The sequence below is a fragment of the Haloplanus natans DSM 17983 genome (genome assembly GCF_000427685.1).
GTDB lineage: Archaea > Halobacteriota > Halobacteria > Halobacteriales > Haloferacaceae > Haloplanus > Haloplanus natans.
On record NZ_KE386573.1, the window covers coordinates 2,373,604 to 2,396,507 of the forward strand.

General features: G+C 66.8%; 25 protein-coding genes and 1 pseudogene. 9 read left to right on the forward strand and 17 right to left on the reverse strand.

The annotated features are described in order from the left end of the window. Positions 1 to 21: 21 nt before the first annotated feature. The gene (locus tag HALNA_RS14320) at positions 22 to 1,434 is read left to right on the forward strand and encodes a DUF7289 family protein (protein ID WP_049937021.1); all 1,413 of its coding nucleotides are present in this window, start codon (positions 22 to 24) and stop codon (positions 1,432 to 1,434) included. A gap of 4 nt (positions 1,435 to 1,438) precedes the next feature. On the opposite strand, the gene HALNA_RS14325 is transcribed toward HALNA_RS14320, so the two are convergent. The 7 genes and pseudogenes from HALNA_RS14325 to HALNA_RS14355 form a co-directional block, all read right to left on the reverse strand. Then, the gene (locus HALNA_RS14325; protein ID WP_049937022.1) at positions 1,439 to 2,197 is read right to left on the reverse strand and encodes a DUF7289 family protein; all 759 of its coding nucleotides are present in this window, start codon (positions 2,195 to 2,197) and stop codon (positions 1,439 to 1,441) included. After that, complete coding sequence (locus HALNA_RS14330) at positions 2,194 to 2,631, reverse strand: DUF7266 family protein (RefSeq protein ID WP_049937023.1); 438 nt, start codon at positions 2,629 to 2,631, stop codon at positions 2,194 to 2,196. The genes HALNA_RS14325 and HALNA_RS14330 overlap by 4 nt, the downstream gene beginning before the upstream one ends. Further along, a complete protein-coding gene (locus HALNA_RS14335) occupies positions 2,628 to 3,593 on the reverse strand; it encodes a DUF7261 family protein (RefSeq protein WP_049937024.1) in 966 nt (321 codons plus the stop codon). Before HALNA_RS14335 ends, HALNA_RS14330 begins: the two co-directional genes overlap by 4 nt. Continuing rightward, positions 3,581 to 4,171: a DUF7288 family protein gene (locus HALNA_RS14340; RefSeq protein ID WP_049937025.1), complete on the reverse strand. Its 591-nt coding sequence runs from the start codon at positions 4,169 to 4,171 to the stop codon at positions 3,581 to 3,583. Before HALNA_RS14340 ends, HALNA_RS14335 begins: the two co-directional genes overlap by 13 nt. Positions 4,172 to 4,173: 2 nt before the next feature. Then, complete coding sequence (locus HALNA_RS14345) at positions 4,174 to 4,656, reverse strand: DUF7287 family protein (protein WP_049937026.1); 483 nt, start codon at positions 4,654 to 4,656, stop codon at positions 4,174 to 4,176. Beyond that, a complete protein-coding gene (locus tag HALNA_RS14350; protein WP_049938083.1) occupies positions 4,653 to 6,686 on the reverse strand; it encodes a type II secretion system F family protein in 2,034 nt (677 codons plus the stop codon). The genes HALNA_RS14345 and HALNA_RS14350 overlap by 4 nt, the downstream gene beginning before the upstream one ends. Before the next feature lies 1 nt (position 6,687). Further along, a pseudogene (locus HALNA_RS14355) lies at positions 6,688 to 9,231 on the reverse strand (type II/IV secretion system ATPase subunit); the annotation flags it as partial. Positions 9,232 to 9,531: 300 nt separating this feature from the next. Between HALNA_RS14355 and HALNA_RS14360 the strand changes: the two are divergent. Next, entirely contained in the window at positions 9,532 to 10,077 is a 546-nt protein-coding gene (locus HALNA_RS14360) for a cupredoxin domain-containing protein (RefSeq protein WP_049937028.1), read from the forward strand. Between the two features lie 137 nt (positions 10,078 to 10,214). On the opposite strand, the gene crcB is transcribed toward HALNA_RS14360, so the two are convergent. The 3 genes from crcB to HALNA_RS14375 all read right to left on the reverse strand — a co-directional run bounded on the left by crcB (position 10,215) and on the right by HALNA_RS14375 (position 11,437). Next, a complete protein-coding gene (gene crcB / locus HALNA_RS14365) occupies positions 10,215 to 10,580 on the reverse strand; it encodes a fluoride efflux transporter CrcB (RefSeq protein ID WP_049937029.1) in 366 nt (121 codons plus the stop codon). After that, positions 10,580 to 10,966 carry a fluoride efflux transporter FluC gene (locus HALNA_RS14370; protein WP_211226024.1) on the reverse strand — a complete coding sequence of 129 codons (387 nt, stop codon included), beginning with the start codon at positions 10,964 to 10,966 and terminating at the stop codon, positions 10,580 to 10,582. The genes crcB and HALNA_RS14370 overlap by 1 nt, the downstream gene beginning before the upstream one ends. A gap of 207 nt (positions 10,967 to 11,173) precedes the next feature. Beyond that, complete coding sequence (locus tag HALNA_RS14375) at positions 11,174 to 11,437, reverse strand: Sec-independent protein translocase subunit TatA/TatB (RefSeq protein WP_049937030.1); 264 nt, start codon at positions 11,435 to 11,437, stop codon at positions 11,174 to 11,176. A gap of 123 nt (positions 11,438 to 11,560) precedes the next feature. On the opposite strand from HALNA_RS14375, the gene HALNA_RS14380 reads away from it, so the two are divergent. Together HALNA_RS14380 and HALNA_RS14385 are read left to right on the forward strand one after the other, a co-directional pair. Continuing rightward, a complete protein-coding gene (locus tag HALNA_RS14380) occupies positions 11,561 to 12,037 on the forward strand; it encodes a redoxin domain-containing protein (RefSeq protein WP_049938085.1) in 477 nt (158 codons plus the stop codon). Positions 12,038 to 12,125: 88 nt separating this feature from the next. After that, positions 12,126 to 12,929, forward strand: a complete 804-nt coding sequence (locus HALNA_RS14385) for an HD domain-containing protein (RefSeq protein ID WP_049937031.1) — start codon at positions 12,126 to 12,128, stop codon at positions 12,927 to 12,929. Here the strand turns inward: HALNA_RS14385 and HALNA_RS14390 are convergent. From HALNA_RS14390 to HALNA_RS14400, 3 genes are all read right to left on the reverse strand, one after another. Continuing rightward, a complete protein-coding gene (locus HALNA_RS14390; RefSeq protein WP_049937032.1) occupies positions 12,926 to 13,822 on the reverse strand; it encodes a mechanosensitive ion channel family protein in 897 nt (298 codons plus the stop codon). The genes HALNA_RS14385 and HALNA_RS14390 overlap by 4 nt on opposite strands. Next, positions 13,819 to 14,067 (reverse strand): YhbY family RNA-binding protein, encoded by a 249-nt coding sequence (locus tag HALNA_RS14395; RefSeq protein WP_049937033.1) that lies wholly within the window; start codon positions 14,065 to 14,067, stop codon positions 13,819 to 13,821. The genes HALNA_RS14390 and HALNA_RS14395 overlap by 4 nt, the downstream gene beginning before the upstream one ends. A 76-nt stretch (positions 14,068 to 14,143) precedes the next feature. After that, the gene (locus HALNA_RS14400) at positions 14,144 to 14,419 is read right to left on the reverse strand and encodes a ribonuclease P protein component 4 (protein WP_049937034.1); all 276 of its coding nucleotides are present in this window, start codon (positions 14,417 to 14,419) and stop codon (positions 14,144 to 14,146) included. A 111-nt stretch (positions 14,420 to 14,530) separates the two neighbouring features. Here HALNA_RS14400 and HALNA_RS14405 point away from each other — a divergent pair, with 111 nt between their 5' ends. Together HALNA_RS14405 and HALNA_RS14410 are read left to right on the forward strand one after the other, a co-directional pair. Further along, positions 14,531 to 15,583: a glycosyltransferase family 4 protein gene (locus HALNA_RS14405; protein WP_049937035.1), complete on the forward strand. Its 1,053-nt coding sequence runs from the start codon at positions 14,531 to 14,533 to the stop codon at positions 15,581 to 15,583. Positions 15,584 to 15,607: 24 nt separating this feature from the next. Continuing rightward, positions 15,608 to 16,711, forward strand: coding sequence for a glycosyltransferase family 4 protein (locus HALNA_RS14410; RefSeq protein WP_049937036.1), 1,104 nt, complete (start codon positions 15,608 to 15,610; stop codon positions 16,709 to 16,711). Between the two features lie 104 nt (positions 16,712 to 16,815). Here the strand turns inward: HALNA_RS14410 and HALNA_RS14415 are convergent, their stop codons facing one another. Further along, positions 16,816 to 17,247, reverse strand: coding sequence for a hypothetical protein (locus HALNA_RS14415; RefSeq protein ID WP_049937037.1), 432 nt, complete (start codon positions 17,245 to 17,247; stop codon positions 16,816 to 16,818). Positions 17,248 to 17,370: 123 nt separating this feature from the next. On the opposite strand from HALNA_RS14415, the gene HALNA_RS14420 reads away from it, so the two are divergent. Next, positions 17,371 to 17,700, forward strand: coding sequence for a hypothetical protein (locus HALNA_RS14420; protein WP_049937038.1), 330 nt, complete (start codon positions 17,371 to 17,373; stop codon positions 17,698 to 17,700). A gap of 32 nt (positions 17,701 to 17,732) precedes the next feature. Here the strand turns inward: HALNA_RS14420 and HALNA_RS14425 are convergent, their stop codons facing one another. Together HALNA_RS14425 and HALNA_RS14430 are read right to left on the reverse strand one after the other, a co-directional pair. After that, positions 17,733 to 18,521 carry a DUF2797 domain-containing protein gene (locus tag HALNA_RS14425; protein ID WP_084510062.1) on the reverse strand — a complete coding sequence of 263 codons (789 nt, stop codon included), beginning with the start codon at positions 18,519 to 18,521 and terminating at the stop codon, positions 17,733 to 17,735. Between the two features lie 29 nt (positions 18,522 to 18,550). Then, entirely contained in the window at positions 18,551 to 19,480 is a 930-nt protein-coding gene (locus HALNA_RS14430; RefSeq protein WP_049937039.1) for an NAD-dependent epimerase/dehydratase family protein, read from the reverse strand. Between the two features lie 81 nt (positions 19,481 to 19,561). On the opposite strand from HALNA_RS14430, the gene HALNA_RS14435 reads away from it, so the two are divergent. After that, positions 19,562 to 20,101, forward strand: coding sequence for a tRNA (cytidine(56)-2'-O)-methyltransferase (locus tag HALNA_RS14435; RefSeq protein WP_049938087.1), 540 nt, complete (start codon positions 19,562 to 19,564; stop codon positions 20,099 to 20,101). Here HALNA_RS14435 and codB read toward each other — a convergent pair. Further along, entirely contained in the window at positions 20,098 to 21,492 is a 1,395-nt protein-coding gene (gene codB, locus HALNA_RS14440; RefSeq protein ID WP_084510064.1) for a cytosine permease, read from the reverse strand. The two genes, HALNA_RS14435 and codB, sit on opposite strands and share 4 nt — an antisense overlap. A gap of 106 nt (positions 21,493 to 21,598) precedes the next feature. On the opposite strand from codB, the gene HALNA_RS14445 reads away from it, so the two are divergent. Next, positions 21,599 to 22,882: a cytosine deaminase gene (locus HALNA_RS14445; protein WP_049937040.1), complete on the forward strand. Its 1,284-nt coding sequence runs from the start codon at positions 21,599 to 21,601 to the stop codon at positions 22,880 to 22,882. The last annotated feature ends 22 nt before the right edge of the window (positions 22,883 to 22,904 follow it).

Below are 22,904 nucleotides of genomic sequence, written 5' to 3' on the forward strand. Positions count from 1 at the left end.
GTCGGACGGTTGTGTACGCGCATGTCGTGGTCCGATCCGGAGGCCGGCGGCCGCCGGGCGCAGTCCGAGGTACTCGCAGTCGTCCTGCTGGTCGGACTCACCGTTGTCGGAACGGGTGCAGTCGTGGTATTCGGCGCGGACGCGGTCCGGGACACCACGCAGTCGGCGGACGTGGGGCGGGCGGAACACGCGATGACGCAACTGGACTCGAAGACGAGCCTCGTCGCACACGGCTCCTCCGAAATCCAGCGGGTCGACGTCGCCGGTTCCGGACGGGGGAGCGTTCGAGTCGACGAGGACGCGGGCTGGATGCGCATCAGGATCATCAACGAGTCGACCGGGAACGTGGAGAGACAGGTGATGAACGAGACGATGGGTGCCATCGTCTACGAGCGCGGCGAGACGACCCTCGCATACCAGGGCGGCGGTGTCTGGCGGCGTGATACGTCCGGGAGCACCCTAGTGTCGCCGCCAGCCTTTCACTACCGCGGGCAGACGCTAACCCTCCCGCTGATCCTCGTCGGCGGCACGGCGGCGTCGACGAACGCGATAACCATGGCACAGCAGGCACCGCCGGCCGGCCGATATCCGAACGCGACGGCGGGGCTCCGGAATCCGCTTCTCAGCGGGAAGGTCAACGTCACCGTCGGGAGCAGCCACTACCGGGCGTGGGGCCGATTCTTCGAGGACCGGACGCAGGGAAGCGTCGCGTACGACCACGCCAACGAGAGCGTCACGGTCCAGCTAGTGACCCCGTTCAACGAGAAGTTCGACAACGTCATAGCGGCGACCGATCCGGGCGGGATCAACCCGAACCCCGGCCCGCCACCGTCACCGTCGGAGACCGGCGTCTACTACCCGAGCGTCGACTCGAAGATCGAATCCAAGATCACCGAGTGCGAGACCACGTCGAACTGTACCAGCGGCACGTCCACGATCACCACCGACGGGACCTACTACTACCCCTCGGGCATCAGCAGCGGTATGTCCATCGACACCGGGGACGGCGATGTCCAACTCGTGGTGAACGGGGATTTCGATCCGGGGACGGTCACCGTCTCGGGAAGTAACAACGTCACCGTCTTCACCCGACAGGATGTGGTGGTCGGCGACGACGTCAACGCCGGCGGCGACGCGGCGGCGTTCCGCGTGCTCGTCCACTCCGACGGCGTGGTGGATATGAACGGGAACTACAAGTTCGTCGGCATCGTCTACGCGCCGGAGTCCGAGGTCGACCTGAACGGCGGCGGCCCACCGTGGCAGACGAACGTCGAAGGGGCGATCATCAGCGAGACCATCGACATCAACGGCAACCCCAACAAGTTCCAGTACGACCCGTCGGTCGAGAACGCCACCCTCGACCTCGGCACCACGTCCCCGAAGATCACCTACCTCCACGTCTCCGTCACGCGGGTCAACGCGACGGCGACCTGACTCGTTATCGCGTGAGCGTGACGCTCACCGTCGTCTGCTGGACGTACAGCGCGTCGGTCTCGAACTCGTAGGCGATCACGCCGTCGGTCGGGTCGGCACCGGCCGGATCGACGGCGGTGAACCCGCGCCCTTCGAGGAACCGTTTCCACGCGTCCGCACGCGACGAGGTGATGGTGACGGTGACGTTCACCCGCGACCCGGACGCGGGGGCGAACCGGACCGGAATGCTGCGGCTGTCCCGCTGTGTCCGCACCAGAATCGTCGTATCGCCGCTCAGACTCCCGGTGTCGCCGCCCTGTGAGACCCCAAGCAGCGGGACGACCGTCCGTTCGTCGGAGACGGTCCACCGCGGCTCGGACAGCATCACCGCGTCGCTCCGGTCGCGGCGGATCGTCGCCCCCGACGTGTACGCGATGCTCGTGTCGTCGAGTCGGTAGACGATGGGCCGGGTTTCGATCGTGATCGTCCGGTTGTCGAGCGGATCGCTCGTGTTCGTCGCCCGAACGGTGATGTTCGTCGTGTCGCCGAGCTCGATACCGCCGTTACCGAGGCTCAGTTCGGTCGCTCGGCTCGGCGCCGCACGTCGAGACACGTCCAGCATGTTGTCATCGAGCACGTCGAACGCCCGCTCGACGTTGTTGAGTTCCTCGGCGGTGCGGACGTTCTCCAGCGAGGAGAACCCCGCGACGTAGACGACGCCGGTCGTGGAGACGATCAACGCGAAGATCAGGACGAACCCGATGATCTCGCTCTGGGCTCTCACGCCGCCCGCACCTCCAGTTCGCCCGCGGGTGTCAGGACGATCCGCAGTTGCCCGCCACGGACCGTCGTCGAGGCGACCGGCGTCGAGGTGACAAATGAGACGCGACGGGTGGCGTCGACGGTCTCCGCTTCCAACACGAGCGTCGAACTCGATCCGTTCACGCGAACGGTGTACCCGCTCCCGGCGACGCGTGCCGGCAGGTCGACGCCGAGCGAGACGGTCCGGGCGTCGGGTGTCCCGGCCAGACGATCCGCCGACATCAGGTTCGCGGCGAGGCGCTGGCCGACGACTTCGAGTGTGGTCCGCGTGGTCGATTCCCGGCGGTCGTCGACCGCGCCGCCGGCGGCGAGGAGGAGGCCGCTGACGAGGATGGTCGTGATGCCGAGAGTGAGGACGTAGTTGACGGCCGTCGAGACGCCGCGGTCGTGGGTCATTCGTCGGCCTCCGGTCCCGCGTAGATCCGGGCACGATAGGTCAGTTCGGCCGACTCGTACACGACGTCGGCGTGCAGGCTGTAGACGACCGGAACCTGATACGGTGCGATCGTGGTCGGCGAGTCGTCGAAATTCGCGTCGGTGGCCGGCGAGAGGGTCGTGTTCACCGTGAGGGTGTACTCGGCCGTCGTCCGGTTCCCGTACTGAATCAGCACGTCGTCGTACGGCTCGCTGATCCCCGATCCGAACGCGAGGGCGCCGCAGTCGGTTCCGTTGACCGTCCCAGCGGTCAGATTCAGTCGCGGCGGTCCGGCGAACTGCCCGGCACAGACGCCGTCGTCGACCGGTGCCGTTCCGTTCTTGACCGCGAGCGTCACGTTCCCCGTTCCCGCGTCCTCGTAGACGTAGACGCGCCACTCGTCACCGCCGTCACCGACGACGGCGATGCTGAACGCTTCGTCGGTGTCGGTCGTCGATTCGAGCCCGCCCGTGACGTTCAGTTCGGCCGCGTACACGTCGTCGGCGTCCGTTGCCATCGTCCAGTTCGCAGTCGTCGGCGCCCCCGTGGGTGTCGCCGTCCGACTCGCGTTCGTCTGGGCGAGCCGCGTCCCGTTGTGGTACGTCCGGTTCGTGACGGTTGCAGCCGTACCTCCGAGGAGGTGCCTGCGGGCGTTCAGTTCGGCGACACGGTCGACCCGGGCGCTGGCGTTTCGGACGCGCTCCGTCCGGGTTGCGTCTCCATCGTTCACTCCCGAGACGGCGGGCCAGAGGTTCTCCTCGACGGCGTCGCGGTACGCGAGCGCGTCGCTCTCGCCAGTGTCGACGCTCCGGGTTGCGAGGTTCTCCGTGTAGATGGCGGTGTTCAACAACAACACCAAGGCGACGATGGCGACGGCGATGGCAAACCCCGTAACGAGTAAGAGCTGTCCCCGTCCCGCGTCGCGGCCGGTCAGATCCGCCATACGGTGATGCGCACCTCCACGACGTTGAACAGGCGTTGGCCGACCGCCGCGTCGGGCGCGTAAAACGTCGTCGAGGCGTTCGCCCGCGCTTCGGCGACCGTCGTGTTGGGCGACCCGGCGAGCCGCGTGTCGTCATACAGGACGACGTTCCGGCTCGCGACCGTCGCGTCGTCGCTGGGCGTGCCCATGTCGACCAGCGGTTTCGGGCCGGCGTTGCTGTCGTTGACGTCGGTCCAGTAGAGGTCGACATTGAACGCGGTGCGTTGCTCGCGGAACGTCCGATTGAGTGCGTGGCCGAACGCGTTCGGTGGACCCCCGTTTCGGTAGCCGCCGCCGCTCGCGTTCGTGAACGTCCCCTCGCTCGCGTTCCAGTCCACGAGGGCGTCCCGGAGCGTGCCGTTGGCCTCGGCGGCGTCCAACACGCCGAGTGCGGCGGTCCGCTGTTGGTTACCGACGTGCTGGTTCGACGTACTCGCCGACAGCGGGGTCACGGCAGTCGTCTGCAGGGCGAAGACGATACCGCTCAACACGAGGAGGCCAGCGACGAACGCCTCGAGGGTGTGTGCCTGTGCGCGCATCGTCACCACACCCTCACGTAGAGTCGGTTCTGTTGGTCGTCCAAGAGGACGACCCGGGTCGCGACGACCGTGTCGTCGACCGTCGTCGGTGACGGACCGGCCGCCAGCCGCGTCCCGTCCAGCGTCCGGATGCCGGCGTCGTCCCGCACGGTGACGTTCACCCGGACGTTGCCATCGAGGCCGAGCGCCGGACGCAGAGCGGCCGCGTCGTCGTCGTACCGGCAGGTCGGGGGGGCGGTCCCGTCGGCGTCGAAGAAGTCCGCCGTGCAGTCGGCGTCGAGCACCGACGGATCGGCCGGGGACTCGACCAGCGCGTCCGCGCTCAGTCGGTCGGCCGCCCGGTCCGCGACGACGAACTCCGCGCCCGTGTCCGTCTCGAACGGGGCGAACATCGAGGGCATGAACGCGAACGCGAGGACGACCACGCCGAGAAAGAGGCTCACCCCGACGGCGAAATCGAGGGTCGTCTGGGCGCGGTCGGTCATCCAACCACCAGCCACACGGCCAGCGCGATGGTCTGGAGGATCACGACGAACTTGACGCCGGCCATCAGCTTCGCCGTCCGGATGTAGCCGCTGATGATTCCCGAGAGGATCGCCTGCAAGGTGACGGCGTGGAAAAAGAGCAAGGAGAGTAGTTGGGTGTCGATGCCGCCGCCGAACTGCGAGGCGCCGCTGGCGCTCCCGCCGCCGCTACTGCCCGCCTGCTGGGTCAACCCCGCCATCACGTCGAGGAACTGCGTTTTCAGAATCGCCATCACGCCCAGCAGGGTGAGATAAGTCATCAGGATGATCGCCACCTGCATCCGGGTTCGGGACCGCCGCTCGCGTTCGATGTCGTCCTGATTCTCGCTGGCCTGGGCCGCCGTCGTCAGCACCTCGGTGATCTGGCTGGAGGCCTCCTGGGCCTTGCTGATGAGCTTGACCGTCCGCGCCAGCCGGGGGATGTGGTACTTGTTGTTGAACTCGATCAACGCCGTCCGCAGGCTCATCCCGTAGTTCACCTTGGCGTAGAGCACGTCGAACTCGTCGGCCAGCTTTCCGGAGGAGGTTTCCGCGACGGTGTTTACGGATTCGAGAAGCGTCTGTCCGGTGTCGTTCGCGCTCGACAGTTTGCGGAGGTTGTCCGACAGTTTCCCGGTGATCGCCGCCCGCGACCGGACGTTCCACTCGTGGAAGACACCGAGGGGGACCAGCGTCAGGTAGAGCGGGACGTACACCCAGACGAACGTTCCCCAGACGGGCGCTTGCACCATCCCGTCCCACGTCGTCGGCGCCGCGCCGCTGACCCCCGCGAAGGCGACCAGCACCAGCGCCGTGGGGGCGGTCAGCGCCAGCGTGAAGAGCGGGTGATCCCGGAAGAAGTGATGTGGGTTCCGGAGGAGCTGTTTCGTCCGGAACGTGCCTTCCCGAGTTCTGATGCGGTCGAAGACGCCGAACTCGCCGACGTAGTTCTCGATTAGACCGAGGCTGAACAGCCCCCCGTTGGCGGTCCGCTCACTCCGCCCACCGTTGCTGGGGTCGAGGTAGCCGTCGCCCGGTTCGTCCTGTTTCACCGTCGACACCAACACCAGAAACATCACGCCGGTGATCGGGATGAGGCCGTACACCGTCGCGTACAGCATGAACGACTGCGCCTCGCCGAGCATGCTCATGATGACGAGGATGATGATGAGCAACAGGGGAAACAGCGAGAGGGTCATGTACATCTCGCCGAACAGCTCCAAGGTGTCGAGCGTGACCTCCTGTTGCTGTTTGGCGGTCCGCATGTGTTTGTCTTTCTTATCTGAGAGGAACGCCTGCATGTTCCCGCCGGAGTTGACGATAGAGAGCATGTCTGTCAGGAACTGCGAGAGGTCGTCACTCGGCGTCTCGATAGCCTGTTGCTGGATGGCGTTGCGGTAGTCGGTGCCGAAATACTCCGTCTCCTGGACGATGCTCTGGAACTCGCGGGCCACCTCACCGTAGGTGTCCTCGGCCCGCGCCATCGCCTCCAGAATCTCCAACTGGTTCAGACCCCCGACCGACAGGGCGTACATAAAGGAGATGGAGTCCGAGAGCAGCATGTTGATCTCGCGTTCCCGCGAGGAGGCCCGAGAGTAGGGGATGGCGACCAGCGTGCCGAAGCCGGTGGTGAAGCCGACCGATCCCGCGACGATGCCGAGGATGCCGATGGCGGCGGGGACCTTGATCGCCTCGATGATGCCGACGACCGTCTCGTTCGGTATCCGCGCCCCGGTCGAGAACAGATCGGGTGAGACAATGCCGAACGCGAAGAGGCTGTAGCCGACGAGCGTCCCCAGAACCCAGAGGACGAGTCCGAGGAGAACGCCAACCGCGAGCGCCCGCGAGAGGTAGAGTTCGACGGTCGTCGCCATCCGAGCCTGGACCAGTTTCGTCTCCACGTCGCCGACGAAGTCGCCGTCGTCGTCGAACAGCCGGCGGTAGAGCGGGTAGAACAGGTCGCCGAGAACGTCGACGCCGCGGTTCAGTCCGCCACCAGTGTCGAGACTCACGTCACACCTCCTCGTCCGCGTCCGCATCGGTCACGTCGCCGAAGCCCCACTCGTCCATGTCCGTGGACGAGTCGTCGTCCGTGTCGTCCGGTTCGGTGCCGGCAGTCACGTCGTCCGGTTCGGCTGCCTCGGACTCGCCCCAGTCCAAGTCGATATCGGCGCTCGACTCGTCGGTCGGCCCGTCGTCGAAGGAGATGTCGAACCCCTCGTCTGGCTCGGCCGCTCCGGCGTCTCGACCCGCATCCGCGTCGACCGGCGAGCCGTCGTCCAGGTCGACCTCACCCTCGTCGTCGGAGTCGGGGGTCTCGTCACCGCCGTCGGCCGAAGCCGAGGTCGTCACGTCCGGCGCGGCGTCCATCCCCGTGAGCGCCGTGTCGATGCCCGGAACCGAGTCGCCGCGATACTCCGCCAGCAACTCCGTCTGGGCCCGGTCGAGGATGTCCGCACACCGCTCGAGTTCCGCCTCGGTCGGGTCGGGTCGGGGAACCATCGCCTCCTTCTCCGGATCGATATCGATGAGAACGGACTCCATCTCGCGGAGGTCCTCCAGACTGCGTTCGAGTCCGTCGTTCGCCATCAGCGCGAGGATGGTGTCCTCGTCGTTGATGAACGCCTGGACGGTTGCGGCGACCTGCGTGTAGGTGTTGAGCCCGTTCTCGATGAGGTAGGCGAGGACGGCCTCGCGTTTGAACAACTCCTCTTCCAGCCGACCGCGAGTCCACCCGCGGTCGAACCGAATCTCGTCCAACGTGTTCGAGTTGCTCATCCGGAGGAATTCGTCCGTCTCGGCCTGCCACTGATACACGTCCTGAACGTTGATCTCGTCGTTTTCGGCGTCGTAGAAGTTGATCTCGGTGAGGTTCTTGTTTCGCCGGACCTTCCGGCCGCCCACCCTGGTCTGGGTCTGGATCGACACCAGATCGAGCGCGGAGAACATCGTCTTCGAGACGTTGATCGGGTCCGTGGTGAACCGCTTGAGCACCTCGCCCACGCTGTCGGCGTGGAACGTGGTCAGCGTGGTGTGCCCGGTCGACATGACCTGAAAGAGGGTTCGACCCTCCTCGCCACGGATCTCGCCCATGACGATGTACTCCGGACGCTGGCGGAGCGCGGCCTCCAGCAGGTCGAACTCGTCCACGTCGCCCTGTTCGTCGTCGGAAAAGGAGGGCCGGGTGACGGAGGCGACCCAGTTTCGCTGGGGGAGCTCCACCTCACGGGTGTCCTCGATGGAGACGATCTTCGAGTTCGAGGGGATAAAGAGGGAGACGGCGTTCAGGCTCGTGGTCTTCCCCGAGGCCGTGCCGCCGGCGAAGATGAGCGATTTGTTGTTCTCGATGGCGAGCCAGAGATACGCCATCTCCTCCAGCGAGAAGGTCTTCCAGTTGATGAGGTCGATCGGGGTGAACGGAACGTCCTTGAACTGGCGGATGGTGTAGTTGGTGCCGTGATCGGACACCTCTTTGCCGAGGGTGAGTTGAGCACGGGAGCCGTCCGGCAGGGTGGCGTCGACCTGTGGCCGGCGCTTACTAATGCCTTTCCCCGACCGCTGGGCGAGTTTCACCACGAAGTCGTCGAGTTCGTCGTCGCCGTGGTAGATGTTCGAGATGATCTGCTCGTAGTCGCTGTGGTAGACGAAGACGGGCGAGTGGTAGCCGTCACACGAGATGTCCTCGACGTTGATGTCGTGTTTGATGCCGTCGATACGCTCGTAGCCGATGAAGTCGCGTTTGAGATAGTAGAGGAGTTTCTCGACCTGGTACTCCGAGAGGTGGTCGGCGTCTTCCTCGATCAGGGCGGGTTCGGGGCGGACGCTGAGCCCGGAGAGCTCTTGATCGATATCCGGCGACGGCCGCCAGCCGAGTTTCGAGAGGAGACCCCCAACGGCGCCGTCGGCGTCCTCGACGCCGACACTCTCCGCGATACTGTCGAGCAACCCCGCACCGGACGTCTTCGAGTAGAGGTCGTACCGTTCGAGGAGGGCGTAAGTCTCGTCTTTGATAACGCGCTCGCGCTCGTCGAGACCGCCCGCTACCTTCACGTCGGCGTATTTGATCGCGTTCTGGAGTTTGGCCTGCAGGAAATCGAGCAGGTCGTCCTCGATGGGCGTGGTGTGGGGTTGGACCACGTAGTATTTCTTCTCGTTTTCCTTCCGGGACTGGAAGATGACGACGTAGGCGTAGGGTTTGTTCACCCAGTAGCGGTCGATCTCCTCGAAATGCGTCTTCTTCTCTATCGGGACCGTCTTCTCCATGTCGTATCGGTTGGTGACCGCCGTGGAACCGAACTCCGTCTCGAAGAAGGCGTCCTCGTCGATGTCCTCGTCGACGTCGACCGTCCGTTCGTCGACGACGGTGTCGAGGTCCGTAGCGAGGTCGTCGGCACGGGAGAGGACGTTCTCGGTCTTCTCGGGGTCGAACCCGAGCGTGTCGCTGGGGTCGAACGGAACCGCGTTCCCGTCCCCGTCGGTCGGGGGGTCGCCGTTCCCGTCGTAGTAGAACTCCCGTTTGTAATCCTCCCAGGTCCAGAGGTCCTTGACGACCGGCGTCCCGTCGGCCTGCACCCGCGTGAGCGCCGCATCGAGTCGGCTCGCTGCCGTTGCGCCGGCGACGAGTGACGCGTGAAGCTCCGCGTCGACCGCGTCGTGTCCCCGTCCGACGGCGGTCGCGCCGTCGAACCCCTCCGAATCGGAGCTCTCGGCGTCGTCGATAGCCATTGCCCGATCCAAGTTAGTCACAGATATAAACTCTGTTGGCCGATCTAGACGGATGATAATTGGACGCGGGAGGGGATCGACGTCTCGAACGTTTTTTCAGGGGGTGCCACATACCGAATCGCACAACTGACCATGACAGTTAGTCGCAGGAAAGTCGTCGCGGCCGCTGCCGGACTCGTTGGCTCACTCGCGGGGTGTGCGGGTGGTTCCGGTGGTGGCAGCGATGGCGGTGATGGTGGCGGCGAGGCGACCGAGACGAACACTCCCGAACCGACGGCGACGGCAACCGAGACGCCGACGCCGACCCCGTCCGGTCCGCCGGAGGACGCACCGACCACGACCATCACCGTCGAGAACAAGACGTTCGTCCCGATGGTCGCGGAAGTCGAACCGGGGACCGTCGTCGAGTGGGTCTACGATGGGATCGGCTCACACAGCGTCACGTCGATGTCGCCGTCCAGTTCGGAGAGCGGCCGAACGGCCTGGAACCCGGAGATCGCCTCGGACTGGGAGATGGACGCGGACATCACGAGCGACCCGGTCAGCCACTACTTCCCCGAACCGGGCGTCTACGAGTACAAGTGTTCGTACGACTTCGGACACATCGGCGGGTGTGCCGCCGTCGTCGTCGGCGACCAGGACTACGACCAGGAGATGCTCCCCTGCGAACCGCAGTGAACCGATACGGATTAGTGTAACTGTTCACCGGGGGTTCGCCAGGACGGGTCGGCGAACCCCCGGTGATGACTCACACTAAACCGCATGAGGCCCCGTTTTTCCTCGCTCGCCGTGGGACATCGCCCCACCGGCGACAGTCACCACGCTCCGGTCAGGAGGGCGGCCGCGCCGATACCGAAGAGCGCACCCAGAAGGTTCGCGAGGGCGTACCACGCCGCGAGCGTGCGGTCGCCGGCCTCCCAGAGACGAACGGTGTCGACCGAAAACGAGGAGAACGTCGTGTACGAGCCACACGCCCCGGTGCCCGCGAGGAGGAGAAGGTCCTCGCCGGCACCGAGAAAGGTGAGCGACGCGAGGACGAAGGAGCCGACGACGTTGACCGTGAACGTGGCGTACGGGAACGACCGCTTGCCCGCCACGCCGCCGACGTACTGTCCCGTGGCGTACCGGAGGACCGCACCGACGGACGCACCGGCCCCGATCAGGTAGGCAGGATCGACCATCAGATCCCCTCCGCGAGCCGTCGGGCGACGGACCGACCGATCAGGACGGCGGTGAACCCGACGGCGTAGCTCGCCGCGACGTATCCGAGGCCCACCAGCGGCGCCGACTGCACCGTCTCCAGCGCGAACGTACTGTAAGTCGTAAACGAGGAGAGGAAGCCGGTCCCCGCGACGTAGCTCGTCTCCCGGGCGACGACGCCGACGAGTTCGGCCTCGTACACCAGAAATCCGAGCGCGAAACAGCCGAGGACGTTCGCGGCGAACGTCCCGCCGAGTCCGGGGATCAAAAACGACAGAACGTGACGGAGGTTGGCGCCGACGAACCCGCCGATGGCGATCAGAAAGACGATTTCGGCCGTCCGCAGATGCGTCGGAATCCGGCTCATGGTGTGGCGTCCACGACAGCCCGGTTCGGGGCGACCGATATTAATCTCGGGGACGGAACCCCGACTACCGGGCTAGCCGGCGGCCACGGCCGCAGGTATCGATCGGGTGCCCGGCCCGGTGGGCCGTCGACACCGTCCCGTTCGGGTGGCTGTTCGCACGGCACGAGGGGGAGAGAGACGGGGAGTCGGGTCCGGAGACCCCGGCGTTCAGCTAGTTTTCTCGGTTTCGGTCGTCTCCGTGGTCTCCGTAGTCGGCGTCTCGGAGCCGGAAGCGGACTCCTCGGCACCTTCCTGCAGTTCTTCCTCGATCTCCTCGCGCCCGCGCTTGAACTCACCCATGGCCTGCCCGGTCGAACGGGCCAGTTTCGGGATCTTGTTCGCCCCGAACAGCAAAACGAGGACGAAGAGGACGATGAGCAACTCCGGCCCGCCGGGCAACCCGGGGAACAGTGGAACGATTGGGTCGTACATCACTACCTCCTGCTAGCCTGTTCGCAATTATAGGCTTTTTGCTGTTCACGACCCGTCGACGCGCCGTCAGCCATACCCGCCGGTATCAACAAGCGTAAAGCCGTTCTCCGCCGAATGGCGATCATGGTCGACATCGGCGACGAGGCTCCGGATTTCACTGCCCCGCTCGCGAACGGCGATGTCGAGAGCTTCAGGCTCTCGGAGCGTCTCGACGAGGCACCGATCGTCCTCGCTTTCTTCCCCGCGGCGTTTACCAACACCTGCACGACCGAGATGTGTACGTTCCGCGACCAGTTGGCGAACTTCGAGGACATCGGATCGACGGTGTACGGCGTCAGCGTCGACTTGCCGTACACGCTCAACGAGTTCCGCCGGCGGAACGACCTGAACTTCGGCCTCCTCAGCGACGAACGCCGCGAACTGATCGAGGCCTACGGGGTGGTCGACCGGTGGGAGCCACGCGACATCCGGGTCGCCAAGCGGGCCGTCTTCGTCGTCGACGGCGACGGCCGGATCACGTATACGTGGGTGGGTGACAACCCGAAACAGGAACCGGACTACGAGTCGGTGCGCGAGGCGGCGGCCGAAGCGTCCGCCTGATCGTGTGTATTGTGAGTTACAATACCGCGCACGGCCCGGACGACGGGAGCCGGCGGGCTTTTTTTCCACGGCCGGCGAAGGCCGCCGTATGGACAGTGACGACGCGGACGGCCGCACGTACGACCCCGACGCCCCCCACGCGTTCCCCGACCGGAAGCTGAACGAAGTCCTGTCGGTACTCCTTGATGACGTGGAGGTGACGACGTATCTCGAAGCCCAGAACGTCAACGCCGTCACGCGGAAGGGGTACAACGATCACGGCCCGAAACACATCAGCATCGTCCGGAACCGGGCGCTCCGCCTCTACGAGCTGCTGAAACGCGCCGACGTGGCGTTCAACGGCGCGAGCGATCAGGAACTCACGGAGGCCGACGAAGCGGTGATTATCGCGCTCGCGGCCACCCTCCACGACGTGGGCCACGTCGTCCACCGCGACCAACACGCCTACTACTCCATCCCGCTCGCCTCGGACATCCTCGACCGGCTCCTCCCGAAGTGGTACGACACGGGCGACGCGGTGCGGGTGAAAGCCGAGACGCTCCACGCCATCCTCTGTCACCACACGGAGGAAGACCCCCTGACCCGCGAGGCGGGCGTCATCCGCGTCGCCGACGCCCTCGACATGGAGCGGGGACGCTCGCGAATCCCCTACGAGAAAGGCGGGCGGGGCATCAACACGCTGTCGAGTCGGGCGATCCGTGACGTGACGCTCGAAGCAGGCGACGACAGGCCGGTTCTCGTCGAAATCGAGATGGTGAACGCCGCGGGGGTCTACCAGGTCGACAACCTGCTGAAGGCGAAGCTGCGGGATTCGACGCTGGAGGAGTACGTCCGCATCGTCGCCATCAACACGAAAGAGGAGAGCGGGCTGGTCGAACGGATCGAACTTTAGTCCACGACGGTTTCGGCCGTGACGCCACTGATCTCCAGTGAGCCTTCGAGGGTGCGGTTCGGGTAGGGGATATCGATACCCGCCTCGTCGAAGCGTTCCTTGACCGCAGCGACGTACTCGCCGCGGGTTTTGACGAAGTCCGAACGACTCGGGTCGTCGATCCAGACGCGAGATTTGAGCACGACGGAGGAGTCACCGAGGTCGGTCAGGCGAACGGAGGGCGCGGGGTCGTCGAGGATATCCGGGTGAGCGTTGGCCTCCTCGAGAATGATCTCGTTTGCCAGTTCGATGTCGTCGTCGTAGCCGATGCCGAAGGGCACCTGCAGGCGGAGTTGTCCCTTGGCGACCGGGTTCTTGATGACGCCGTCGGTGAGAGCGGAGTTGGGCACCGTCAGGAGTTCGTTGTCGAAGGTTCGCACCCGCGTCACGCGGAAGCTGATGTCCTCGACGATACCCGAGTTGCCGTCCCACTCGATCCAGTCGCCGATGCGGAACGGCTTGTCGGTGAAGATGAAGATGCCGGCGACGAAGTTGGCGATGACGTTCTGCATGGCGAAGCCGATGGCGAGCGTCGCCGCCGCGGCGACGGTGGCGAGAGACTGCAAGAAACTGCCGTAGCCCGCGAAACCGAAGGCGACGGCGATGCCGACGAAGACGACGAGCGCCAGCGTCAGCTTTCGGAGCGGTTTGCGGGCGTGGACCTCCAACCCCTGCGCGTCCATCACGCGGTCCACGAGCGGGATGACGACGGCTCGCCCGACGACGTAGACGACCAGCAGGGCGGCGACGAAGGCGATGGCCGAGCCGATAGCCGCCGCGTACGGCACGCCGTTCTCGGTGAGGATGCGGGCGATGGCCCCACCCCCGCCGTTCTGCAGGGCGACCGGCGTCATCGATAGAGGACTGCGGTGTTGCCCCGCATCTCGACGACCTCTGCATCGACCCGTTCGGCCAGATCGGCCGAAAGCGTCTCCACGTCCGTGCCGCCACGGGCCGCTCGCAGGAACTTCACTTTCACGAGCTCCCGATCCCCCAACTGGTCGTCGAGTTCGTCGACGACGGCCCCGAGTCCGCTCTTGCCGACCCACACCGTCACGTCGAGGTCGTGGGCCCGCTTGCGCAGCGCTTGCGTATCCATACACCGCTACTGGACCCGAACCGGTTTGAAAGTTTATAATAAGGACGGCGAGCGTCGTCGCCGTCGGCGATACCGCTTAACGGTACGGATACCGCGCCGTTGCCCCACAGTCACAGCGGACGACGACGTGGCCGTCCCCCAGACGGACGCGGGCGTTCCGACCCGGTACGAGGTAGGCGTCACAGGCGTCGCAGGTGAACCGCCGGAACGCCCGGGGAAGGGTGAGGCGGTTGCGCTCGGCGATACGGCGGGCCAGACGGACGTACTCCCGGGCGCGTTCCGCCTCGCCCTCCTTGACGGCGGCGCGGGCGAGCGCCGCCAGTCGGTCGACGCGCTCCTCGGGAATGCCCATGGTCGAAGCGGACCGCGGGGCGCCAAAGGCCTTCCGACACCGCGTCGGGGCGCGTGCCGTGGAACGGAAACTATCGGTAGCGTCAAGGGAACCACCGATCAATCGCCGGCCGTGCGGGTGTTGAACTACCTCGAACTGGAGGACCGACTCGACCGAAGCGGCATCGGCACCGCCGCCGACCAGCAACGCGCCGCGCTGGCGACGACCGACGTGTCGGTCGTCACGTCGCCGTGGATCGGCGGGTCGCCGGCCGGCGCCGCTGCCGGCTTCCTCCGGGGCCACGGTGCGTTCCGTAGGTACGACGTGGCCCACTGCAACGTGATCGGCCCCGGTTCGGTCGCCGTTGCCCGTCACGCCAAACGGACGGGGACGCCACTCGTCCTCCACGCCCACGTCACCGCTGAGGACTTCGCCGAGAGCTTCCGTGGCTCCACCTACCTCGCCGGCCCGCTCCGTCGCTACCTCCGCTGGTTCTACTCACAGGCCGACCTCGTCCTCTGTCCCAGCGCGTACACGAAGCGGACCCTCGAATCCTACCCCGTCGACGCTCCGATCCGACCGATCACCAACGGCGTCGACACCGCGTCGCTGGCGGGCTTTGCGGACCTCCGCGAGGCGTACCGCGAGCGGTTCGGCCTCGACGGACTGGTGGTTTTCTCCGTCGGCAACGTCTTCGAGCGCAAGGGCCTGACCACCTTCTGTCGACTCGCCCAGGACACCGACTACGAGTTCGCGTGGTTCGGCCCCTACGACACCGGGCCACAGGCTTCCGAGGCGGTGCGTCGGTGGACGACGAACCCGCCCGACAACGTCACCTTCACCGGGTGGGTGGACGACAAGCGCGGGGCCTTCGCCGCCGGCGACATCTACTGTTTCCCCACCAAGGCGGAGAACCAGGGTATCGCCGTACTGGAGGCGATGGCCTGCGGAAAGCCGGTCGTCCTCCGGGACATCCCCGTCTTCGAGGAGTTCTACACCGACGGCCACGACTGCCTGAAATGCGAGACGCGGGCGGAGTTCCGCGAGGCACTGGACCGACTGGCGGCCGATCCGGAGTTGCGCCAGCGACTCGGCGAGAACGCCGAGGAGACGGCGAGCGAGCACTCCCTGTCGCGGGTGGGCGAGAAACTGGCCGACGCCTACGCCGAAGTCACAAGCGATTAACCCCTCCTCGTCGAATCGCCGGTGATGCATTCGGTCGCCGTCTTCACGGACACCTATCTGCCGACGGTCAACGGCGTCACCTACACCGTCAAGGCGTGGCGCGACTGCTGGGCCGGCCGCGGCGGCCGGATGGACGTGGTCTACCCCCGAACCGACGGCTACGCCGCCCGCGCCGGCGAGTATCCGGTTCGGAGCGTCCCCTTTCCGTTCTACCCCGGCTTCCGTCTCGGCGCGCCCTGGATTCCGCGGCGCGTCCGCGACGTCGAGGTGGTCCACGCCCACACGCCCTTCGCCGTTGGCCTCGCGGGTCTCCGACTGGCCCGGCGCCACGACCGACCCTTCGTCGCCTCGTACCACACGCCCACGTCGGAGTACGCCGACTACGTGGCGCCGAGTGCCCGGATCGAACGCCTCGTCGAACGCGTAAGCGAGCGCTACGAGCGGTGGTTTCTGGACCACGCCGACGCAGTACTCGCACCGAGCGAGGCGACGGCCACCCACCTCACCGACGCGGTGGGTGTCTCGACGCCCGTAACCGTCGTCCCGAACGGCATCGATACCGAGCGGTTCCGCCCCGTCGACGCCGACGCCTTCCGGTCGCGGTACGGCCTCGACGACGCCGCGACGCTGATCGGCTACACCGGCCGTCACGGCTACGAGAAACGCCTGGGGGATATCGTCGACGCCGCGGCGACCCTCGACGCGACGGTCGTCTTCGGCGGCGACGGGCCGGCCCGACCGGATCTGGAGCGGCGGGCGGCCGAATGCGGCGTCGACGCCCGCTTTCTCGGCTTTCTCGACCGCGAGGAGCTTCCCGCCTTCTACAGCGCGCTCGACGCCTTCGTCTTCCCCAGCCCGATCGAAACGCAAGGGCTCGTCGCGCTGGAGGCGAACGCCTGCGGGACGCCGGTCGTCGGCGCAGACGACGGCGCCCTCGCCGACACCGTCGAGGACGGCGTCACGGGGTATCACTTCGAAACGGGCGACATCGAGTCCTTCCGGTCGTCGATCCGGCGGACGCTGGAGGACGGCGACGCGCTCCGCGAGTCGTGTCTCGAAGCGCGAGAACGACACGGGGTCGGCCGCGCAGTCGACCGTCTCGCGGACGTCTACGAACGAGTGAGGTGAAAACGCGGGTCGACTGACGGGCTTATACTGTTTATCGTAACTGGTTACGGTGGGTCGTCAAGACGGTCCGACGACCCTCCGGTAATGACTTACGATGAACAGTATTAGTCGTCCTCGATAGCCTGAGCGATCCGCTGGAGCTGGCGCGTCACGTCACGTACCTCGTCGCGGAGCTGTCGAACCTCGCGAACGAGTTCCTCGTTGCCGACGGACTCCTCCTCGCCCTGGCCGCCACCCATGCCCGGCGGGCCGCCACCGCCGCCCATGCCCGGCGGGCCGCCACCCATGCCACCGCCGCCCATGCCGCCGGGACCACCGCCACCCATCATCCCGCTCATCATCTGCGCGAAGGGGTTGCCGCCCTCGCCGCCACCCATCATCTCCTCGGGGTCGGGGCGCTCGCCCTCCTCGCGCTCCTCGGCGCGGCGCTCGCGGATCTCCTCGACGCGCTCGCGGAAGGACTTCTCCTCCTCGTCGCCCTCGGTTTCCTCGCCACCCTCTGCAGCAGCGTCGTCGCCAGTGTCGTCGTCTGCCATGGCCCTCGATTCGCAATCCACGCCGAAAAGGGTTGTCGTCTCCCCGGCACCGACGGTCGGTGACGCCCGATGCACCTCCGGGAACGCGTGTGTTTTTTGAGCATCGAGCGAGTGTCGCGTGGTATGGCAACCCGTGGACAGCACAGTGGTGGGGCGTCCCTCCCCGACGTGATGCCGTTCGATCCGGCCGTCCTGACGCGGCTAAGCTGGGAACTCGGCTCCCGTGTGGTCGACGACGAAACCTCGACCCGGGTCGGTCGGTGGGAACGCGTGCAGTCGTCGTGGTCGGCGTCGGTGTTTCGAGTGACGAGCGAAACCGTCGTCATGCGTATCCACACGCCGATCGGCCGAGAACGGTTCTACGGGGCAGCGTGGATGGACGTCCAGGATCTGCTCCCGGAACTCGACGGCACGCCCGCCTGGGAACGGCGCGCCCGGGACCGTCGGTCGTAATCGGCAGTCCGAAGCGGAGAAGACGGGGTCGGTCACCCGAACGCGCCGAGACTCGACTGGAGTCGCCGGTCGGTGTCGCCCTCGATCACCTCGTACCCAACCAGATCCCGCATATCGACCGCGTAGGTGCTCCCGCCGTGGTCGAGGACGAGCAGTCGCCCTTTCGTCCCCCGGACCCGGCCCGCCGCCAGCGTCTCGGCGACCGGGCGCTCGGAGAGCCCGAGGCCGTAGTCGAACGCGAACGTTTCGATGGGATCGAACTCGTCGAGCAGGGCGGCCCACGCCGCGTCGTCGACGGAGCGGCCGAGACCCGCCAGTTTCGCGGGCACCCGCACCCGGTCGGGGATTCCGGCCGCCAACTCGGCCTCGATTTCGCGGGCGATCCGGCCGTTCTCGACGGTTCGGATGTGGGCGCCGCGGTCCGCCCCCTGTTCGCGGAGGCGGGTCTCCAGCCGGTACGCCTTGGTGACACCCACCTTGAACGTCTCCGGGGCGAACGCGGCGAGGTAGATGGCGTGGTCGTCGACACAGTCCATCTCGTCTTTGAGGCAGGTGCCGGTACACCGGGCACAGACCCACGTCGAGGTGTGGTCGGGGCAGTGAGGTGTGTCGTCGGCGTCACAGGGGCGGTGGCCGTCGTCTGTGAGGGTGCCGGCACAGTGGCGGTCGTCGAGGCGGTAGGCGAGTTCCGTGCCGGGGTCGAGGGGGACGTACTCGACGGTCGCAGTCGGGTGGCGAGGGTCGGCGCTGGCCGCGTCGTCCCTGACCGAATCGCTCAGGAGGAGGCCGCCGTCGTCCGTGTCGTAGCCGACGATCTGCACGGGTGACGTTGGGGGCGCGGAGTAAAGGGCTATACGATCTCGTCGATCAACTGTCGGGCCGCGCGACGGACGGCGTCGTCGCTCGACGCCGAGGGCTCCCAGCCGAGGGCGGCTAGCTTCTCGATCGAGAGGCGCATCTTCGGCACGTCGCCCGTCCACCCGCGGTCGCCGCCCGTGTACTCGTAGGCCGGATCGAGTCCCAGCTCCTCGCTCACGATGTCGGCGATACGGGTGACGGAGGTGGTCGTCCGCGATCCGAGGTTGTAGGTGTTGAGCGCCGCGTCCGCGTTCTCGACGACGTGGCAGATGGCGTCCACGCAGTCCTCGACGTGGAGGTAGGATTTCTCCTGTCGGCCGTCGCCGAGGATGGTGAGCCGGTCGGGGTCGTCGTCGAGTTTCTCGATGAAGTCCGGAATCACGGTGCCGCGCTGGTGTGGGCCGACGATGTTGGCGAAGCGGAACGTCCACGCCTGCAGGTCGTAGGAGTGGGCGTACGTGGAGACGAGCCCCTCGTCGGCGAGTTTGCTCGCGCCGTACTCGCTGATGGGTTCGAGGGGGCCGTAATCCTCCGGCGTCGGCCGCGGCGCCTCGCCGTAGACGGTCGAGGAGGAAGTGAAGACGAAGCCGTCGACGCCGACGTCGTCGGCGCGTTCGAGGAGGGTGTAGGTCATCTCGGTGTTCTCCTCGAACAGCCGCCGGGGGTCGGCGTAGTTCGTGTCGGTGTAGGCGGCGAGGTGAAAGACGATATCCGTGTCGTCGGTGACGACGGCGGCCACGTCGTCGGGGTGTTTCACGTCCGCGACGACGAGTTCGGCGCCGTCGGGGACGCGGTCGGCCTCGCCCTTGGACAGGTCGTCGGCGACGACCACGTCGTTGTCCGGGGCGAGCCGAGCCGCGAGATGGGTGCCGATGAGGCCCGCGCCGCCGGTGACGACCACGCGCCGGTCGGTGAGATCCATGCCCGAGGGTCCGCCGCGCCGTCCAAGTGCCTTCCGGTCGGGTTCGAAAACCGTTACCCACTCCGCCCCCTCGGAACGCCCATGCAAGACAGTCCGGAGGTCGTCGTGTTGCGTCTGGGGCACCGCCCCGGCCGCGACGACCGCATGACGACACACGTCGCCCTGACGGCGCGGGCGCTCGGCGCCGACCGGGCGGTCCTGGTCGGCGAGGCCACGCAGGCGGGCGAGACGGTCACCGACATCACCGACCGCTTCGGCGGCCCGTTCGAGGTGACCGTCACCGACTCGTATCGGCCGCTCCTGCGGGACTGGGAGGGAACCGTCGTCCACCTCACGATGTACGGCGAGCCGGTCGAGGACGTGACGCCGACGATCCGGGAACGCCATCGCTCGGAGCCACTCCTCCTCGTCGTCGGCGCCGGCAAGGTCGACTTCGAGGTGTACGACCGTGCGGACTGGAACGTGGGCGTGACGAACCAGCCCCACTCCGAGGTGGCGGCGCTGGCGGTGTTTCTGGACCGGCTGTTCGATGGACGGGAACTCGACCGGGAGTGGGAAAACGCGAAGCGGCGGGTGATCCCGCAGGCGACGGGCAAGCGAGTCGAAGAGGTCGACGACTAGAGTCGCTCGGCCGACGAATCCACCTCGTGACCGGGCAGCAGTCCGTTCGCCTCCAGCAGGTAGTACGCGGCCGTGTGGACGACGAAAGCGGCGACGAGGCCGTTCAGCGCGGCACCACCGGGGCCGGGAAGCACCTGCGGCGCGGCCACGCCCGGAACGACCTGTCCGGCGGTGAGGACGGCGACGGCGGCGCCGACGGCGTAAGCGAGGATGGCGCTCCAGCGAACGTCGACGAAGTCGACGTCGTCCATGTGGGGAACGCTCAGCCGCCAGCAGAGCAGGAAGTCGGCGATGATGACACCGCCGAGAGGGGGGACGTACTGGCCGAGCGTCGACAGCCACGGGATGAGCAGACCCTCCGCGCCCGCCAGCGCGAGCAGGATGCCGACGGTGCCGCCGGCCAGCACGAACGGCCGCTTGCGGTCGAACTCGAACGCCTCGCTGCCGGCGACGCCGAAGGCGTAGGCGGCGTTGTCGTTCGTCGTCCAGATGTTGAGGATCAGGGCGATCAGACCGATGGCGGCGAGTCCCTGCGCGGCGAGCACCTCGTAGAGGTCGCCAGCGGGCGTCACGTCGTAGACGGCGCCGCCGACGGCGCCCGAGAGAAAGAGGAAGCCGTTACCGATCAGGAAGGCGATGAGGCCGGCCCAGAACCCGACGCGGGTCGAACTCGCGAACCGGGCCCAGTTCGGCGCCTGTGTGCCGCCGCTGATGAACGTCCCGACGACGATGGTGACGGCGGCGGCAAAGCCCATCTCCCCGCTCCCGGTGCCGGCGAACAGGCCGTCGACGCCGCCGGCGTCCCCGATGGCGATGAACACCGACAGGAGGCCGACGACGACGAGAACCGGGACGGCGATCAGCGAGAGTTTCTCCATCCCTTCGTAGCCGAAGTACGCCGTCGCGAGGTGGAGCACGCCCCAGATCACGATGAGCGCCAGCGTGAGCGTCGGGGAGTCGAGGCCGAAAAACGTCGCAGTGGGGACGGCGACCATCGGGATGGTGACCCCGAACCAGCCGACCTGCGTCCCGCCGAGTAGGAGGTCGGCGAACTTCGCGCCCAACCGGCCGAAACTGTACCTGGCGAGGAGGACGGTCGTCAACCCGGCTTTGGCCGCGATGCCACACAGCGCCGCCACGTAGATCCCGAGGATGGTGTAGCCGACGGCCGTCGCCGAGAGCATCGGCCCGAAGCCCATCGCCGCACCGACCTCGGCGCCGGACCACAGCGTGCCCGCGAAAAAGACGAACCCGAGGAGCACGGCCGAGATACTCACGAGTCCTTTCCGCTCGTCCCGAGGGACGTGGTCTATGGGATAGTCCGGATCGGGAAGGTCCTCGTCGCCGAACACGAACGTCCGCCAAGTCGATGATTCGTCTTCTGTTGCCATCGTCCGTTGTCGCACAGGTATTGTTGATAAAATTTGGCATTACGTCCACGTTCGTGCGGAAATTCGGAGTGCGAAGGAATATGTAGCGGCTGCCCATCGATCCGATATGACCGAGTACATCGTCACCGGGGGGCGGACCCTCGACGGCGACGTCGTCGACATCGAGATCAGGGACGGAACGATCCGACGAGTGGTGCCCGCGGGCGACGGCGATCCGGCGGCGTTCCCGGCGGACCGGCGCCACGACGCCGACGGTCGGCTGGTCACGCCGCCGCTGATCGAACCGCACGTCCACCTCGACGCGACGGGGACCGCCGGCGACCCGACATGGAACGAGAGCGGGACGCTTGCCGAGGGCATCGAGGTGTGGGCGGCGTACAAGGAGGGGATCACGGTCGACGACATCGTCGACCGCGCGACACGAACCGTCGAGTGGTACGCGGCACACGGTGTGACGCGGATTCGGACCCACGCCGATACGACGGAGCCGTCGCTGACGACGGTCGAAGCCCTCCTCGAACTGCGCGACCGGGTATCGGATATCGTCGACCTGCAGGTCGTCGCCTTCCCGCAGGACGGTATCTTCACCGATCCCGACCACGAGGACCTGCTCCACGAGGCGGTGCGGATGGGCGTCGACGTGATCGGCGCGATTCCACACAACGAACACACGCGCGAGGACGGGGTCGAGAGCGTCCGGGCGGTCTGTGACCTCGCCGAGCGCCACGACCGGCCGCTCGACCTCCACATCGACGAGACGGACGACCCGAACTCGCGGTTCACCGAGGTGTTGGCGAGCGAGGCTCTCAAACGCGGCATCGGCGACCGAACGACGGCGAGTCACACGACGGCGATGCATTCGTACAACAACGCCTACGCCGACAAACTGATCTCGCTGCTCGCCGAGAGCGGCGTGAGTGTCGTGACGAACCCGCCGGACAACTCGGTCCTGCAGGGGAGTTACGACGACTACCCGCGGCGGCGTGGCCACACGCGCATCGACGAACTCCGGGCGGCGGACGTCACCGTCGGTCTCGGCCACGACTCCGTTCTCGATCCGTGGTACCACTACGGCCAGGCCGACCCCCTGGACGCCGCCTTCGTCCTGCTTCACTACGCCCACATGGCCGGCCGGGACGACGTGGCCGACCTCTGGGAGATGCTGACCGAGGCGAACGCCGCGGTGGTCGGCGCGAGCGGGTACGGCCTCCGGGAGGACACCGAGGGGTCGCTCGTCGTCTACGACAGCCCCGACGCGTTCAACGCGCTCCGCACCCGGGCACCGCGGACGCTCGTGCTCCGGGCAGGCGACGAGGTGGCGCGGACGGAGCCGGCGCGGACGACGGTTCAGCGCGACGACGGCCCGAGTGCCGTCGACTTTCACCGGTGACTGCCTCCTAGAAGGAGAGAGG